The 17,499-nt window shown below is 43.0% G+C and carries 10 protein-coding genes, 2 tRNA genes, 4 rRNA genes and 1 riboswitch; of the genes, 3 read left to right on the top strand and 13 right to left on the bottom strand.

Annotated elements, in window-relative coordinates:
• Nucleotides 1-305 precede the first annotated feature (305 nt).
• Nucleotides 306-1,253, top strand: a complete 948-nt coding sequence (coaA, locus tag PMI_RS16100; RefSeq protein WP_004246971.1) for a type I pantothenate kinase — start codon at nt 306-308, stop codon at nt 1,251-1,253.
• Nucleotides 1,254-1,385: 132 nt separating this feature from the next.
• On the opposite strand, the gene birA is transcribed toward coaA, so the two are convergent.
• From birA to btuB, 10 genes are all read right to left on the bottom strand, one after another.
• On the bottom strand, nt 1,386-2,348 hold the full coding sequence (gene birA, locus PMI_RS16095) for a bifunctional biotin--[acetyl-CoA-carboxylase] ligase/biotin operon repressor BirA (protein WP_004246972.1): 963 nt from the start codon (nt 2,346-2,348) through the stop codon (nt 1,386-1,388).
• Nucleotides 2,345-3,379, bottom strand: a complete 1,035-nt coding sequence (gene murB / locus PMI_RS16090; protein WP_012368687.1) for a UDP-N-acetylmuramate dehydrogenase — start codon at nt 3,377-3,379, stop codon at nt 2,345-2,347. Before murB ends, birA begins: the two co-directional genes overlap by 4 nt.
• Before the next feature lie 198 nt (nt 3,380-3,577).
• Nucleotides 3,578-3,693, bottom strand: a 5S ribosomal RNA gene (rrf, locus tag PMI_RS16085).
• 49 nt (nt 3,694-3,742) lie between these two features.
• A tRNA-Thr gene (locus PMI_RS16080) sits at nt 3,743-3,818 on the bottom strand.
• Nucleotides 3,819-3,862: 44 nt separating this feature from the next.
• Nucleotides 3,863-3,978: ribosomal RNA gene (gene rrf, locus PMI_RS16075) — 5S ribosomal RNA — on the bottom strand.
• A gap of 113 nt (nt 3,979-4,091) precedes the next feature.
• Nucleotides 4,092-7,168, bottom strand: a 23S ribosomal RNA gene (locus tag PMI_RS16070).
• A gap of 361 nt (nt 7,169-7,529) precedes the next feature.
• A tRNA-Glu gene (locus PMI_RS16065) sits at nt 7,530-7,605 on the bottom strand.
• Nucleotides 7,606-7,689: 84 nt separating this feature from the next.
• A 16S ribosomal RNA gene (locus PMI_RS16060) occupies nt 7,690-9,232 on the bottom strand.
• The 16S, 23S and 5S rRNA genes sit together here with 2 tRNA genes alongside, the layout of an rRNA operon.
• 397 nt (nt 9,233-9,629) lie before the next feature.
• Nucleotides 9,630-10,496 (bottom strand): glutamate racemase, encoded by an 867-nt coding sequence (murI, locus tag PMI_RS16055; protein WP_012368686.1) that lies wholly within the window; start codon nt 10,494-10,496, stop codon nt 9,630-9,632.
• The gene (gene btuB, locus PMI_RS16050) at nt 10,441-12,294 is read right to left on the bottom strand and encodes a TonB-dependent vitamin B12 receptor BtuB (protein WP_012368685.1); all 1,854 of its coding nucleotides are present in this window, start codon (nt 12,292-12,294) and stop codon (nt 10,441-10,443) included. The genes murI and btuB overlap by 56 nt, the downstream gene beginning before the upstream one ends.
• A gap of 69 nt (nt 12,295-12,363) precedes the next feature.
• Nucleotides 12,364-12,566, bottom strand: a riboswitch (cobalamin riboswitch).
• Between the two features lie 113 nt (nt 12,567-12,679).
• On the opposite strand from btuB, the gene trmA reads away from it, so the two are divergent.
• Nucleotides 12,680-13,777: a tRNA (uridine(54)-C5)-methyltransferase TrmA gene (trmA, locus tag PMI_RS16045; RefSeq protein ID WP_004249698.1), complete on the top strand. Its 1,098-nt coding sequence runs from the start codon at nt 12,680-12,682 to the stop codon at nt 13,775-13,777.
• Nucleotides 13,778-13,898: 121 nt separating this feature from the next.
• Here trmA and PMI_RS16040 read toward each other — a convergent pair whose 3' ends face one another.
• The gene (locus PMI_RS16040; protein ID WP_004249699.1) at nt 13,899-14,300 is read right to left on the bottom strand and encodes a YijD family membrane protein; all 402 of its coding nucleotides are present in this window, start codon (nt 14,298-14,300) and stop codon (nt 13,899-13,901) included.
• Nucleotides 14,300-14,980 carry an HTH-type transcriptional repressor FabR gene (fabR, locus tag PMI_RS16035; RefSeq protein ID WP_004246383.1) on the bottom strand — a complete coding sequence of 227 codons (681 nt, stop codon included), beginning with the start codon at nt 14,978-14,980 and terminating at the stop codon, nt 14,300-14,302. Before fabR ends, PMI_RS16040 begins: the two co-directional genes overlap by 1 nt.
• 200 nt (nt 14,981-15,180) lie before the next feature.
• Here fabR and sthA point away from each other — a divergent pair, with 200 nt between their 5' ends.
• Entirely contained in the window at nt 15,181-16,578 is a 1,398-nt protein-coding gene (gene sthA, locus PMI_RS16030) for a Si-specific NAD(P)(+) transhydrogenase (protein ID WP_004246384.1), read from the top strand.
• On the opposite strand, the gene oxyR is transcribed toward sthA, so the two are convergent.
• Complete coding sequence (oxyR, locus tag PMI_RS16025; RefSeq protein ID WP_012368684.1) at nt 16,570-17,487, bottom strand: DNA-binding transcriptional regulator OxyR; 918 nt, start codon at nt 17,485-17,487, stop codon at nt 16,570-16,572. The genes sthA and oxyR overlap by 9 nt on opposite strands.
• Nucleotides 17,488-17,499: the final 12 nt, after the last annotated feature.

Here is a 17,499-nt window from a genome sequence, read left to right as displayed (position 1 = left end):
AGCAAAAAAATCAAAGAAAATCCAACGCAATATTCTCTCTACAATCCTAGATTTATCACTAAACAGTAAAATTCACCTAAAAGAATTATTTTTACGCTTTTATTCTACGCTTATTTTTATTTTTTATGACTATTTTTTGTACTTTTTTTACAAATTTATTCAGTTCGCGTCAAAAAAAGCAGAAAAAAAGTAAAAAATCTCTACGCCTCTGCCACATCACTCGTTATGATGCTGTTTATTTTTTATCGGATACGGGTGTTTTAAACAGCCTGTCCAACCTGCGAATACTAGGCAGATGTTGGCTTATGAATAACAAAGAACGCTTTACAACCCCTTATTTAGAATTTGATAGAAAGCAGTGGGCTACGTTAAGGAATTCGGTTCCCTTAACATTAACAGAAACAGAAATTGCCGACCTTAAAGGCATTAATGAAGAAATCTCAATTGATGATGTCATTGAAATTTATCTTCCATTATCAAGGTTGTTAAATTTCTATATCAGTTCAAATTTACGTCGTCAGGCTGTCTTAGAACAGTTTCTAGGCACAAATAACGCCAAAATTCCTTATATCATTGGTATAGCGGGTAGCGTAGCGGTGGGTAAAAGTACGACTGCCCGTTTACTTCAAGCTTTGCTAACTCGTTGGCCTGAACATCGGAAAGTGGATTTGATTACCACTGATGGATTTTTATTACCTAATGCGGAATTAAAAAAACGCGGAATAATGAAGAAAAAAGGGTTTCCTGAATCCTATGATATGCATAGTCTTGTCTCTTTTGTCTCTGATATTAAATCGGGCAAAAAGCAAGTGACTGCACCTGTCTATTCTCATTTAGTGTATGACATTATTCCAGACAAAAAACAGGTCATTGAGCAACCCGATATTTTGATCCTTGAAGGACTCAATGTATTACAGAGTAATCAAGACTACCCTCATGATCCACACAATGTTTTTGTATCAGATTATGTCGACTTTTCCATTTATGTTGATGCAGATGAAGCATTATTGAAACACTGGTATATCAGCCGATTTTTAAAATTCCGTGAAGGGGCATTTACCGATCCCGAATCCTATTTCAATAATTATTCCAAACTGAGTCGCGAAGAATCTATTGAGATCGCGTCTTCCATTTGGCAAGAAATTAATGGCTTAAACCTAAAGCAAAATATTTTACCAACCCGTGAAAGAGCCAGTTTGATTATGACTAAGGGTGATAACCATTCGGTTAAAAGTGTTAGGTTACGTAAATAAATCTTACCTATTTAGAGAATAGATAAATTATCAATTCTCACCCTATAAATAGGTGGATTAAATTTAAATATGCTCTCTTTACCTATTTTAGAGAGCATATTTTAATATGAAAATTGCAGCAAAATAAACCAATTATGGTGCACTTCGTAGCGAGATCTCACCACCAATATAGGGTACTATTTTATTGTTTTGTTCTAAAAGTAACGCCCCTTGCTCATTAATACCTTTAGCGATACCAAAGATCTCTTTGTCACCAATAATTAATTTAACACGCCTATCAATAAAATTATCTAAACTTTTCCAACGTTCAATAAAAGCAGATAACCCCTGTTTTTCAAATTGTACAAATGCTTTTCTTAGCGCATTGGTGATTTCACAAGCCAACTGATTCCTATCTATTTTTATCCCTACCTGCTCTAAATTAATCCATTGTTGGTTTATTGCATCTTTTTGATTGTTACTCATGGCGATATTAATACCAATGCCAGTAACAATATGCGCAACATCACCTGTTTTTCCCGTTAATTCAACCAAGATCCCAGATAATTTTTTATCATTTAAGTAAAGATCGTTTGGCCATTTAACTTTGACACCATTCGCACCAAATTGCTGTAAAACTTCAGCAAGGATCACACCAACAACTAAACTTAGCCCGATTGCGGCAGCAGGTCCTTGATCCAATTTCCAATACATACTGAGATATAGATTACGACCAAAAGGAGAGATCCATTGCCGCCCTCTACGCCCACGCCCTGCAGATTGATATTCAGCAATACAAACATCACCGGAGGTTAATTCACTAATACGCTGTATCATATACTGGTTAGTTGAATCAATAACCGGTATCACACGAGCTGGTGCACCTTGAATGCCTCGATTGACACGTTCACTGTTTAACAGGTTCATCGGTGCATCTAGCTGATAACCCTGACCTGCCACTGTATGAATGTCGATACCCCAGCTACGCAATGTCTTGATATGCTTATTAATCCCTGCCCGTGTCATCCCCAAACTTTCGCCTAATTGTTCTCCTGAATGGAGCTCACCATCAGCAAGGATATTGATGAGTAATAGAGGAGTTGATGTCTCTTTCATGAAATAGCATCCACCGCGTTAATCTCGCCATGCCGTCCAATAAAACGCACTTCCGGCTCTAATTGCACTCCAAAACGTTCAAATACCTTTTGGCGAATATAACTTGCTAAATTAACAATATCGCGCCCACTTGCCTTGCCTTCTTTATTAATTAATACCAATGCCTGTTTTGTATGCACAGCAGCGCCACCGCTCTGATAACCTTTCAAACCACATTGATCAATAAGCCAGCCTGCAGCAAGTTTTACACCATTATGTTGTACATATTGAGGGCAAAATGGATATTTACTTTTTAAGCGTTGTGCAAGTTTTATATCAACAATAGGATTTTTAAAAAAACTACCCGCATTACCTGTAAGAGCAGGATCCGGTAATTTACTTGTCCTCATACCGCATACAGAGTCGAATACTATCTGTGGTGTGACTGTTTCTGGTGATAATTTAGCTAAATCACCATAGGTCAAAATAGGTTCCCAATGTTTATTCAGCACTAAGCCAACGGCAATAATTGCATAACCTTGCTGATAGTGATGTTTAAAAATACTGTCGCGATAGCCAAATTGGCACTCTTCATTTGTTAAACGCGTGACTTTACCAGTGCTTAACTCAACAATATCAACATAGGCGCAAACGTCTTTTAATTCTTTACCATAAGCACCAATATTTTGTATGGGAGCAGATCCAACATTACCAGGGATTAAAGCGAGATTTTCTAACCCATAAATATGCTTTTCAATTAAGCTCTTTATAAGGTTATGCCAATTTTCACCTGCCCCAACATGAATATGCCATTGTTGCTCATCTTCTGTAATTTCAATGCCAGAAATACAGTTTCTAATCACCGTACCGTTAAAATCTTCAATGAATAGAACATTACTCCCTCCGCCTAAAATAAGAATAGGCAGTTTTTGGTCTTGAGCATTTTGCCAGTACCGACAGAGTTCATCTGTATTCTTTGCCGTTTCTATATGACGAGCATTGGCTTTCAAACCAAATGTATTAAATGATTGCAATGAAATAGGTTCATTCATGAAAGTCGACCTCATTTAGCTGATAGCTTAGTTTAGCAGTCAACCTGCTGTGAGGATAGCGCGAGTGAGCTGTTGGTAGGTAATAAGAGTAAGTTAAAAAGATACCTGTAATATTCTAGGTGTGATGATCATTAAGAATAAAGAAAAACAAATGCAAAAAAGCCAACCCATTGGGTTGGCTTTCTCGTCTTATTTAATGCTTAGCAGTTCCCTACTCTCACATGGGGAGACCCCACACTACCATCGGCGCTACGGCGTTTCACTTCTGAGTTCGGCATGGGATCAGGTGGGACCACCGCGCTATGGCCGCTAAGCAAATTCTGTATATAACTATCTGTTTATGTAGTTATCAATAATTTTTTATGGTGCTGATACCCAGATTCGAACTGGGGACCTCACCCTTACCAAGGGTGTGCTCTACCAACTGAGCCATATCAGCACTAGTGGCTTATTGTCACCGGCTGACACAGCCTAAATATTGATGCTTGGCAGTTCCCTACTCTCACATGGGGAGACCCCACACTACCATCGGCGCTACGGCGTTTCACTTCTGAGTTCGGCATGGGATCAGGTGGGACCACCGCGCTATGGCCGCCAAGCAAATTCGGTTTTAATCACTCGCTTCTTTCCTTTCGGTAAGTCGCCAGTAATTCAATCTTAAACAAGCTGACTTCATCGTTTCGTCTCTCTGACAAAACACTTTCGGTGTTGTCAGGTTAAGCCTCACGGTTCATTAGTACTGGTTAGCTCAACGTATCGCTACGCTTACACACCCAGCCTATCAACGTCTTAGTCTTAAACGTTCCTTTAGGTCACTTAAAGTGACAGGGAAGACTCATCTCGAGGCAAGTTTCCCGCTTAGATGCTTTCAGCGGTTATCTCTTCCGCACTTAGCTACCGGGCAATGCCATTGGCATGACAACCCGAACACCAGTGGTGCGTTCACTCCGGTCCTCTCGTACTAGGAGCAACCCCTCTCAATCTTCCAACGCCCACGGCAGATAGGGACCGAACTGTCTCACGACGTTCTAAACCCAGCTCGCGTACCACTTTAAATGGCGAACAGCCATACCCTTGGGACCTACTTCAGCCCCAGGATGTGATGAGCCGACATCGAGGTGCCAAACACCGCCGTCGATATGAACTCTTGGGCGGTATCAGCCTGTTATCCCCGGAGTACCTTTTATCCGTTGAGCGATGGCCCTTCCATTCAGAACCACCGGATCACTAAGACCTACTTTCGTACCTGCTCGAGCCGTCACTCTCGCAGTCAAGCTGGCTTATGCCTTTGCACTAACCGCATGATGTCCGACCATGCTTAGCCAACCTTCGTGCTCCTCCGTTACTCTTTAGGAGGAGACCGCCCCAGTCAAACTACCCACCAGACACGGTCCCCGACCCAGTTTATGGGCCTAGGTTAGAACATCAAACGTTAAAGGGTGGTATTTCAAGGTTGGCTCCATGCAGACTGGCGTCCACACTTCAAAGCCTCCCACCTATCCTACACATCAAGGCTCAATGTTCAGTGTCAAGCTATAGTAAAGGTTCACGGGGTCTTTCCGTCTTGCCGCGGGTACACTGCATCTTCACAGCGAGTTCAATTTCACTGAGTCTCGGGTGGAGACAGCCTGGCCATCATTACGCCATTCGTGCAGGTCGGAACTTACCCGACAAGGAATTTCGCTACCTTAGGACCGTTATAGTTACGGCCGCCGTTTACTGGGGCTTCGATCAGGAGCTTCGCCTTACGGCTGACCCCATCAATTAACCTTCCAGCACCGGGCAGGCGTCACACCGTATACGTCCACTTTCGTGTTTGCACAGTGCTGTGTTTTTAATAAACAGTTGCAGCCAGCTGGTATCTTCGACTGGCTTCAGCGCCGTCCGCAAGGGACTTTACCTACCGCCAGCGTGCCTTCTCCCGAAGTTACGGCACCATTTTGCCTAGTTCCTTCACCCGAGTTCTCTCAAGCGCCTGAGTATTCTCTACCTGACCACCTGTGTCGGTTTGGGGTACGATTGTTGGTAACCTGAAGCTTAGAGGCTTTTCCTGGAAGCGGGGCATCAATTGCTTCACCACCTTGGTGGTTCGTCATCACATCTCAGCATTAAGTGACCGGATTTGCCTAATCACTCTGCCTACCTGCTTGAACCGGGACGACCGTCGCCCGGACAACCTAGCCTTCTCCGTTCCCCCATCGCAGTTACCACCAGTACGGGAATATTAACCCGTTTCCCATCGACTACGCTTTTCAGCCTCGCCTTAGGGGTCGACTCACCCTGCCCCGATTAACGTTGGACAGGAACCCTTGGTCTTCCGGCGTGCGGGTTTTTCACCCGCATTATCGTTACTTATGTCAGCATTCGCACTTCTGATACCTCCAGCATACCTCACAGTATACCTTCGCAGGCTTACAGAACGCTCCCCTACCCAACAACACTTTGTGTCGCTGCCGCAGCTTCGGTGCATGGTTTAGCCCCGTTACATCTTCCGCGCGGGCCGACTCGACCAGTGAGCTATTACGCTTTCTTTAAATGATGGCTGCTTCTAAGCCAACATCCTGGCTGTCTGAGCCTTCCCACTTCGTTTCCCACTTAACCATGACTTTGGGACCTTAGCTGGCGGTCTGGGTTGTTTCCCTCTTCACGACGGACGTTAGCACCCGCCGTGTGTCTCCCGTGATAACATTCTTCGGTATTCGCAGTTTGCATCGAGTTGGTAAGTCGGGATGACCCCCTAGTCGAAACAGTGCTCTACCCCCGAAGATGAGTTCACGAGGCGCTACCTAAATAGCTTTCGGGGAGAACCAGCTATCTCCCGGTTTGATTGGCCTTTCACCCCCATCCACAAGTCATCCGCTAATTTTTCAACATTAGTCGGTTCGGTCCTCCAGTTAGTGTTACCCAACCTTCAACCTGCCCATGGATAGATCACCGGGTTTCGGGTCTATACCCTGCAACTCATTCGCCCAGTTAAGACTCGGTTTCCCTACGGCTCCCCTATACGGTTAACCTTGCTACAGAATATAAGTCGCTGACCCATTATACAAAAGGTACGCAGTCACCCCATCCTCAAATGTCCCGCTTGCCTTTGCGTTCAATCTTGCCCGATTTTTTAACTTCCGTTGCTCGTGTACTTCTAGGTACACTGCGCGACGGCTTGAAAAAATCGACCAACCTTGTTAGCAAATTCGGCGCTATTTTCGGTGATGTTCTTGCATCACTCAGTGCGAGGCACTTGAGTGATGGGGCTCCTACTGCTTGTACGTACACGGTTTCAGGTTCTTTTTCACTCCCCTCGCCGGGGTTCTTTTCGCCTTTCCCTCACGGTACTGGTTCACTATCGGTCAATCAGGAGTATTTAGCCTTGGAGGATGGTCCCCCCATATTCAGACAGGATAACACGTGTCCCGCCCTACTCGTCGAGTTCACAATAACAGCATCTTCAGATACGGGGCTATCACCCTTTACTGCCGGACTTTCCAGACCGTTCTCCTGACACTGCTATTGATTAAGACTCTGGGCTGCTCCCCGTTCGCTCGCCGCTACTAGGGGAATCTCGGTTGATTTCTTTTCCTCGGGGTACTGAGATGTTTCAGTTCTCCCGGTTCGCCTCATTAACCTATGGATTCAGTTAATGATAGTATCCATTGGATACTGGGTTTCCCCATTCGGATATCGTCGGGTATAACGGTTCATATCACCTTACCGACGCTTTTCGCAGATTAGCACGTCCTTCATCGCCTCTGATTGCCTAGGCATCCACCGTGTACGCTTATTCGCTTAACCTCACAACCCGAAAGTGTCTCTTTCAAAGACTATCTGGGTGGTGATGGCTGCGCAGATTACATTTCTTCGTTGGGCAGTGCTCGCAATGCTCACATACTTAAGTATGCTGCGCTTGCTGTGCGCTGTCCGCCTCGAACTGTAAATTGCTCGCTCATCCCACTTTGATGTCAAAACACATTCAAAGTTTGAGATTTTGAGAGACTCACCAATATACCTCGTTGATATATTGATTTGTTTTCAATTTTTCAGCTTGTTCCAGATTGTTAAAGAGCATAATAAGTAAGATAACTCGTTTGAATTAGCTTAGTTATTCTCTGACTCTCGTCAGATAAGTGGTACGCCTTTCACTCATACCGCGCATTGGCGTCCCCTAGGGGATTCGAACCCCTGTTACCGCCGTGAAAGGGCGGTGTCCTAGGCCTCTAGACGAAGGGGACTTCTGTCAGCTTCGCAGACGCGCTTTTGCTCGTTCTTCATCAGACAATCTGTGTGAGCACTGCACATAACACGTATCTCTTAGGTAAGGAGGTGATCCAACCGCAGGTTCCCCTACGGTTACCTTGTTACGACTTCACCCCAGTCATGAATCACAAAGTGGTAAGCGCCCTCCCGAAGGTTAAGCTACCTACTTCTTTTGCAACCCACTCCCATGGTGTGACGGGCGGTGTGTACAAGGCCCGGGAACGTATTCACCGTAGCATTCTGATCTACGATTACTAGCGATTCCGACTTCATGGAGTCGAGTTGCAGACTCCAATCCGGACTACGACAGACTTTATGAGTTCCGCTTGCTCTCGCGAGGTCGCTTCTCTTTGTATCTGCCATTGTAGCACGTGTGTAGCCCTACTCGTAAGGGCCATGATGACTTGACGTCATCCCCACCTTCCTCCGGTTTATCACCGGCAGTCTCCTTTGAGTTCCCACCATCACGTGCTGGCAACAAAGGATAAGGGTTGCGCTCGTTGCGGGACTTAACCCAACATTTCACAACACGAGCTGACGACAGCCATGCAGCACCTGTCTCAGCGTTCCCGAAGGCACTCCTCTATCTCTAAAGGATTCGCTGGATGTCAAGAGTAGGTAAGGTTCTTCGCGTTGCATCGAATTAAACCACATGCTCCACCGCTTGTGCGGGCCCCCGTCAATTCATTTGAGTTTTAACCTTGCGGCCGTACTCCCCAGGCGGTCGATTTAACGCGTTAGCTCCAGAAGCCACGGTTCAAGACCACAACCTCTAAATCGACATCGTTTACAGCGTGGACTACCAGGGTATCTAATCCTGTTTGCTCCCCACGCTTTCGCACCTGAGCGTCAGTCTTTGTCCAGGGGGCCGCCTTCGCCACCGGTATTCCTCCACATCTCTACGCATTTCACCGCTACACATGGAATTCTACCCCCCTCTACAAGACTCTAGCCAACCAGTTTCAGATGCAATTCCCAAGTTAAGCTCGGGGCTTTCACATCTGACTTAATTGACCGCCTGCGTGCGCTTTACGCCCAGTAATTCCGATTAACGCTTGCACCCTCCGTATTACCGCGGCTGCTGGCACGGAGTTAGCCGGTGCTTCTTCTGCGGGTAACGTCAATTGACAAGGGTATTAACCTTATCACCTTCCTCCCCGCTGAAAGTACTTTACAACCCTAAGGCCTTCTTCATACACGCGGCATGGCTGCATCAGGCTTGCGCCCATTGTGCAATATTCCCCACTGCTGCCTCCCGTAGGAGTCTGGGCCGTGTCTCAGTCCCAGTGTGGCTGATCATCCTCTCAGACCAGCTAGAGATCGTCGCCTAGGTGAGCCTTTACCCCACCTACTAGCTAATCCCATATGGGTTCATCCGATAGTGCAAGGTCCGAAGAGCCCCTGCTTTGGTCCGTAGACATTATGCGGTATTAGCCACCGTTTCCAGTAGTTATCCCCCTCTATCGGGCAGATCCCCATACATTACTCACCCGTCCGCCGCTCGTCAGCAAGAAAGCAAGCTTTCTCCTGTTACCGCTCGACTTGCATGTGTTAGGCCTGCCGCCAGCGTTCAATCTGAGCCATGATCAAACTCTTCAATTAAAAGTGTTTGATGCTCAAAGAAATCGAAAACTTAGCTTATTCATTATATGAATTAACTTGTTAGTCACTCTTCAAGACTTGATACATCTAATTTTTTAGAAGATATCGTCTCTGCGAGTGCCCACACAGATTGTCTGATAATTTGTTAAAGAGCAGTGCAACTATCGCTGCCGTTTCCGGTCTTCTGCGTTGTTGCGAGGAGGTGCATTCTACATCTTCCTCATTCAGTGTCAAGCGCTAATTTATCAGGCTTTTCACTTTTTCTTTTGTTCTCTCAGCCGGTTCGCTTAGCGCCCTGTGCCGTGACAACGAGGGCGCATTATAGGGAGTTTTGTGAAGCTGGCAACACTTTTTTTTGATTTTTTTACCGACCGTTTAATTTTCCAACAAATTTAACTTAAAGCGCCAATTTTCTGAGCATTTTAAAGCCAAAATCGGCTAAAACCGGTTTTAATAATTCACTATACTCATCTTCTTTAAGACAGTAAGCAAAACTAATTTCTTTTGAACCTCTGATTTTATCTTGATTTACAACTAACCACGCAGTTCTTCTTGCAATTGCACCACCAGAATCAATAATTCGAGTACCATCAGGCAAAACAGAAAGTAACTCTTCTTCTAATAGAGGGAAATGGGTACACCCTAATACTACCGTATCTGGTGGCTCTTTCATTTTAAGCCAAGGGGCTAAAATTCTACGTAGCTCATCGCATGACACCTTTTCGCCATGCAGTTTTTTTTCAGCCAACTCCACCAGCTCTGCTGAACCTAATAGATGCACTTTACACTCCGTCGCAAAGCGTTCGATAAGTTCATGGGTATAAGGTCGCTTAACCGTTGCTCTTGTGGCTAATAGACCGACCACACCATTACAGGTAAGTTTTGCTGCAGGTTTAATCGCAGGAACAACACCAACAATGGGGATATCAGTAAATTTAGCACGTAAAGCAGGCAGACTTACTGTACTTGCGGTATTACAAGCGATCACAATCGCTGCTAACTCATGCTGTTGCGCGACAGCACTGACGATACGAACGACACGCTCAATAATAAACTCTTGAGGTTTCTCACCATAAGGAAATGCTTCATTATCGAAAACATAGATATAGTGAGCATCCGGCAGTTTTTCACGGATCTCTCGATAAATAGATAAACCGCCAACCCCTGAGTCAAAAACTAAGACAGTGGGATTAGCGGTAGATTGTGCATCAGAAGTTGTAGCTTCCGGTGAGGAAATATTCACGTCCTGGCGTGCGATAGCCATAAGCTGTCTCATAATCTTTATCAAACAGGTTGGCTATTCTACCACGAATTGAGAGATGAGATGTAATAGGATATGACGCAGTTAAATCCCAAAGACTTACCCCACCTAGTTTTATTCTTTTCGTAGGATATTGGTTAAAGTCCGTATCATAGCGCTTTCCTATATATTGATAATTAATTCCAATATCTATATCTGCGATATTCCAATCTACTTGATACTTAAGCTGTTGCTTTGCTCTTCTGCTTAATAGTTTATTATCACTATCTCTAGCATCAAGGTACTGCAATGTTAATTGATGATGTAATAATCCAGTATCCATCTCACCAACCCATTCAGCACCTTTTATTTTAGCTTTATTGTAATTAATGTAAGTGTTATCTCTAAAAGCAATCAGATTATCAATATCATTTTGATATAGAGATAAACGCCAATCAATCCCTTGAGTTAACCCTTCAACGCCCACTTCCCACTGCTTACTTTTCTCTGGTTTTAAGTTGGGATTACCTTTTGTGTTCCATGCAGGATTATCCGCATAAAGTTGCCCCAATGTAGGAGCCTTAAATGCCGTACCATAAGAAGCAATTACTCGATAGTTATCGACGAACTCCCAACTTGCACTGGTTTGCCATGTAGTATGCCAGTTAAATTCATCGTGGTGATCAGAACGAATAGCGCCTTCGACGATAACTGAACTAAGTTGTTTTTGAGATGTGAGATATAGCCCTGTATTATCAATTGTTCTTTGATGAGGTACTGATGCTGAATTCGCTTCAATCGTTTGTCTTTGCCAATCCATTCCTGCGCTGATCATGCCACTTGGAATTAAAAAGGTGTTCCCCCATTGAACATTATATTGTTTAGAATTATCTACAGAAGAGCCCTTACCATCACGGCCATTTGTTGAAATGTAGTTATAGTCTTTAGTTTGGCTATACACCGTAATTAATTGACTAAAATAGGAATCACCACTGAACTTAATACCCGCTTCATAATTACGATTATAAGTTTTACTTTGATCTGTATTACCGGGATAAGATGCAACATAAGTAGTACGATTATCATAACCATACCCTTTCATATAGCCTTGAAAGTTATCATTAAAAATATGGTCGATACCAAACCAATAGGATTTACTCATAAATCCATGTCTGTCATGAAAAGGGGCGGCAACAGGGACAGAATCATCCGTTGCATGTATTCCCTTAGTATAAGTATATCCACCTGCCGCAGATAATGTGGTTCTCTCACCTACCTTTTGTTGTATTGAACCATTGTAATTTTGATATCCATGGCTTCCTATTCCTGCATTTAACGTTAAACCATCATTTTGGCGTTTCGTTATAAAATTAATGACCCCACCAATCGCATCGGAGCCATAAACAGCCGAACGAGGGCCTCTTATATATTCAATACGTTGTACTAAAGAAAGAGGCAGTTGACTCATATCGTAAGAGCCAGAAATCCCTGCTTGGTTAGTACGTACACCATCAATTAATATTAATACATGTCTTGAGTCAGTTCCTCGCACAAAGACTGAACTCATCTGCCCTATACCACCACTTTGTGCTACATCAATCCCTGGCATTCTACGCAATACATCAAGCACACTATTGCTCTGCCAGCGATCGATCTGTTCACGATCAACAATAGTCACTGGCGCTAAAATAGAGGAGGTAGGTTGTTGAAAACGATTAGCAGTCACACTCAATGTATTATCAGCCTGTGCAAATAGGTTGAAACTGCTCGTCATAACACTTAAAGCAACACTTGAAAGAAAAAATACTTTTTTATTATTCATGAAATCTGCATCCAACAGAAATAAGTAGCAGGATGCCGCCAAAATTAAATAAAACGCGTACTTAATTTTACATGCGACAAATGTTCGGCAGGTCTTCGGACTCTAGGTTAAATACTCTGAGCATTTAAGATAATGACTTCCCACAGCACTGATTTTGGTGCATTGCAGTGTCTTTTATTATCCTTGATCCTATTACCGCTGCGCGTCAGTTCTGGCTTTGCACCAGATTCCCTTTTCACTCCATATCGGAGACCGAATCGCTATGCTACGATGCCAACTTCACTGAGTCCAGAAATTGAACATGAAGAATACTGGACATCTTCATGAGGATCTCTACAATTTCGCTCGCTTAACTTTATTACTGCCAAAAACAAGGCGAGATACCATGCAAAATTCATTACCAACGCAAACATACCAGTCTCAACTGAATGAAAAGACCGAACGCCTACAAAAGATGATGGCACCTTTTAATGCGCCTAATGTGGAAGTTTTTTCATCACCAGAACAACATTATCGTATGCGTGCAGAATTTCGCATCTGGCATGAGCAGGACGCTCTGTATCATATTATGTTTGATCAAGAGACTAAGCAGCGTATCCGCGTTGACCAATTTCCAGTGGCGAGTCAACTGATTAATCAGATGATGGTAGCTTTATTGGCAGAAATAAAAGATAAACCAACACTGCGCCATAAATTATTTCAAATTGATTATCTTTCAACCTTAAGCAATAAAATCATTGTATCGTTGTTATATCACAAAAAAATTGATGAGACTTGGCAACAAGAAGCGACAGCATTACGCCAAACATTGATTGCTCAGGGGTTTGATGTGCAATTAATTGGCCGTGCATATAAAACTAAAATTATGCTCGATAATGATTTTGTCGATGAAGTATTACCTGTTGCTGGTCAACAGATGATCTATCGTCAAGTAGAAAATAGCTTTACCCAACCTAATGCACAGGTCAATATTAAGATGTTGGAATGGGCACTATCAGTCACTGAAAACTCAACCGGTGATCTGTTAGAGCTTTATTGTGGTAACGGCAATTTCTCTCTCGCCCTTGCACGTAATTTTAAGCGAGTGCTGGCCACTGAGATAGCGAAGCCTTCAGTGCATGCAGCGCAATATAATATCGCGATGAACCATATTGATAATGTTAAAATTATTCGTATGTCAGCGGAAGATTTTACTCAAGCAATGAATGGCGTAAGGGAATTTAAACGCTTAGAAGGGATTAATCTACAAGATTACCAATGTGAAACTATTTTTGTTGACCCACCACGCAGTGGTTTGGATGAGAAAACTGTTGAGTTGGTTAAGAATTACTCGCGCATTTTATATATCTCTTGTAATCCGCAGACTCTGTGCCAGAATTTAGAAACGCTGATCAAAACTCACAAAATCAGCAAGTTAGCACTTTTTGACCAATTCCCTTACACCCATCATATGGAATGTGGTGTGCTATTGGAGAAAAGATAACTTTTAGTTTTAGAAGTTATAGTAGAAATTACCACTAAAACCCCAATAAAAACAAAACACCAGTAAGTGCACTTACTGGTGTCAAAATCTCGCTGTGTTTACAACCAAAAGCTGATAACAATTAATATTGCTCTGCTTGCGATGCTTTCTCAGCGTCTTCTTCCTGTTCACGTAGACGTTTACGCTGTTTAATTTGACGATAGATCCATAGAGCAATAATCACAATACATACAGAAGAGAAGAAGTTAGAGCCCATTTCAGGGTTAGAGGTTTTTAAATAAGCATTGTAACCAAATAGCCCTAATAAAAAGAATGAGAAAATTAACTTAGGCATACCATCAGTCATTGGTTGATTTAAATAACGTTGGTATAAGCAGTAAACAGCTAGAACTAAACTAATCAGTGGAAAAATAGACCAAGGTCCAGTAAGTGGGTTAAATAAAGTTGAGTAACTACCATGTAAAGCAACACCGATAACTACGGAAAGTAATAGTGTGCTTTTTTCACAGCGATTTTGTTCCATCATTTATCTCCTTTCTGATGCATTTTTTTCTTTATTTCGGGGTTATTTTGTAGAGGTGTTTCTAAATCACGTCGATACCAATAGTAAGCGCCTTTGGCAATCATCCGTAGTTGTATTACTAATCTTTCTTCTAATTGTTGGCGTTTTTCAATATCAATATCTAATGCTTCTGCCCCTGCACTAAATACGATAGTCACCATCGCTTCAGCCTGCATTTCAGTAAAATAACGTGGCATATTACTTTCTTGCTCAAGGTAGTCTGCCAGTTCTGCAATAAAATGTTGGATCTCTCGTGCGACAGCGGCACGAAATTCAGCAGATGTGCCAGAGCGTTCACGTAACAATAATCGAAAAGCATTCGGATTATTACCAATAAATTCCATAAAGGTAGAAACCGATGTACGGATCACACTTCCACCTTTAGCAATACGCTGTCGTGCTTGTCGCATCAATTGACGTAGCATCAGTCCACTTTCATCGACCATAGTTAACCCCAACTCATCAACATCTTTAAAATGACGATAAAATGAGGTAGGTGCAATACCCGCTTCTCGCGCCACTTCTCGTAAGCTTAGGCTAGTAAAACTACGTTCTGCACTGAGTTGGCTAAAAGCTGCTTCAATCAAAGAACGGCGGGTTTTTTCTTTTTGTTTCGCTCTGATGCCAATATTATTACTCACAGCAATCCTGATAATCCAAATGTGGTTTATAACCAATATATCAAATTTTTACAGAAAATAAGTACGTACCGTTATCCATAACGACACATTCAGATAAAAAACTAAATAAAGTGTGACTAATGCCCCTAATGTCAATTGGGCTATTATTCATTCTAATGTTAATATGTCGTTGTCGTTTTGTATAAAACAGGTCTCTTCCTATGCAACATTCTCATTTCGATGCAATTGTAATCGGTTCAGGTCCTGGTGGTGAAGGCGCGGCCATGGGGCTGGTTAAACAAGGAAAACGCGTCGCCGTCATTGAACGTTATGATCAAGTCGGTGGTGGTTGTACTCACTGGGGAACTATCCCTTCAAAAGCTCTACGCCACGCGGTCAGTCGTATTATCGAGTTTAATCAAAACCCGCTCTATAGCGACCAATCTCGCCTGATCAACTCCTCTTTTTCTCAAATACTACGCCAAGCCAGCACGGTAATCAGTCAACAGACTAAAATGCGTCAAGGCTTCTACGAGCGTAATCATTGTACGATGTATTCAGGCGAAGCTGCTTTTATTGATGATCATAGAATTAGCGTACGTTATCCTGATGGTACTTGTGATATTCTCAGTGCAGATAATTTTATTATTGCCACAGGCTCTCGCCCTTATTGCCCACCGGATGTTGATTTCTCACACTCTCGTATTTATAACAGCGATACCATACTCGACCTTGAGCATGAACCTCGCCATGTCATTATTTATGGTGCTGGGGTCATTGGTTGTGAATACGCTTCTATTTTTAGAGGTCTAAGAGTAAAAGTTGATTTAATTAATACTCGTGATCATCTACTGTCATTCCTTGATCAAGAAATGTCAGATGCACTCTCTTACCATTTTTGGAATAACGGTATTGTTATTCGACACAATGAAGAGTACGACACCATCGAAGGCGTTGATGATGGCGTTATTGTTCATCTAAAATCCGGTAAGAAAGTCAAAGCCGATTGTCTGCTTTATGCTAATGGTAGAACGGGTAATACCGATACGCTTGGTTTAGAAAATGTTGGGATCAAAACCGATAGCCGTGGACAAGTGGCAGTTAATGCGCATTATCAAACCAGTTGTGAACATATCTATGCAGTAGGTGATGTGATTGGCTATCCAAGCTTAGCCTCTGCGGCTTATGATCAAGGGCGCATTGCGGCACTTGCGCTTACCACAGGCACCTCGGAAACGCATTTAATTGAAGATATTCCAACGGGTATCTATACCATTCCAGAAATCAGCTCTGTGGGTAAAACGGAACAGCAACTCACCGCAATGAAGATCCCCTATGAGGTCGGTCGTTCACAATTTAAGCATCTTGCTAGAGCCCAAATTGCGGGTATGAATGTCGGTAGCTTAAAAATTCTTTTTCACCGTGAAACCAAGCAAATTTTAGGTATTCACTGCTTTGGCGAGCGCGCTGCTGAAATAATTCATATCGGACAAGCAATTATGGAGCAGAAAGGAGAAGGCAATACTATCGAATACTTCGTTAATACCACCTTCAACTATCCAACCATGGCGGAAGCCTATCGCGTTGCTGCTTTAAATGGTTTAAATCGCTTATTTTGATGTTGCTTTCTTAGCCTCATAAAATGCGGTCATATGATCACGGATTGTCTCTGCTAATTGTTCATAACGATTACGCAAAGGCGATCCGGGGCGATAAGCCAAAATAATAGAACGTGATGGATTAGGTGAAGTACAATCTAAATAGCAAACGCCATCGCGTTTTTGTGCTTGAGGTACCGCTAAATCAGGTAAAAGTGTAATACCACTTCCTGCAGCGACCATATTACGCAATGTTTCTAAACTAGTTGCTCTAAAATGGGTATCTTCTTTAGCCCCTGCTTGGAAACAAAAACCTAAAGCTTGATCACGTAAGCAATGCCCATCTTCTAACATTAATAAACGTTGGCCTGCTAAGTCCCCCATCGGCACTGATTTGCGATCATGCCATGGATGCTCATCATAAATAGCTAATTTCATCGGCTCTTCAAACAAAGGCACTTCTATAAAAGGGGCACTCTCTTTTACCATGGCTAAAATAGCACAGTCGAGTTTACCGCTATCTAACTGAGCTAATAAGCTATTGGTTTGTGCTTCGTGAAGATACATCTCTAACTTAGGGTAGTTTCTATGTAATTCGGGAATAATATGCGGTAATAAATAAGGTCCAACAGTAGGAATAAGCCCAATATGTAACGGCCCTGCCATACTCTCACCTTGTAGTGATGCCATTTCTTGTAGCACTTTCACTTCACGTAATACCGTTTTCGCTTGCTCTACTAGCAATAATCCCTGCTGGGTAAACAGTACTTTGCGACTGGTTCTTTCAAGTAACATAACGCCTAATTCGTCCTCAAGTTTACGAATTTGGCCACTTAATGTTGGCTGGCTCACATGGCAAGAATCTGCCGCACGGCGAAAATGTTTATGCTCAGCTAGAGCCACCAGATATTCCAAATCACGGATATTCATTGCAGATCCCAT

This window comes from Proteus mirabilis HI4320 (assembly GCF_000069965.1).
Taxonomy (GTDB): Bacteria; Pseudomonadota; Gammaproteobacteria; order Enterobacterales; family Enterobacteriaceae; genus Proteus; species Proteus mirabilis.
Note: the sequence above shows the minus strand (reverse complement) of the source record. Positions and strands in the feature narration are given on the sequence as shown.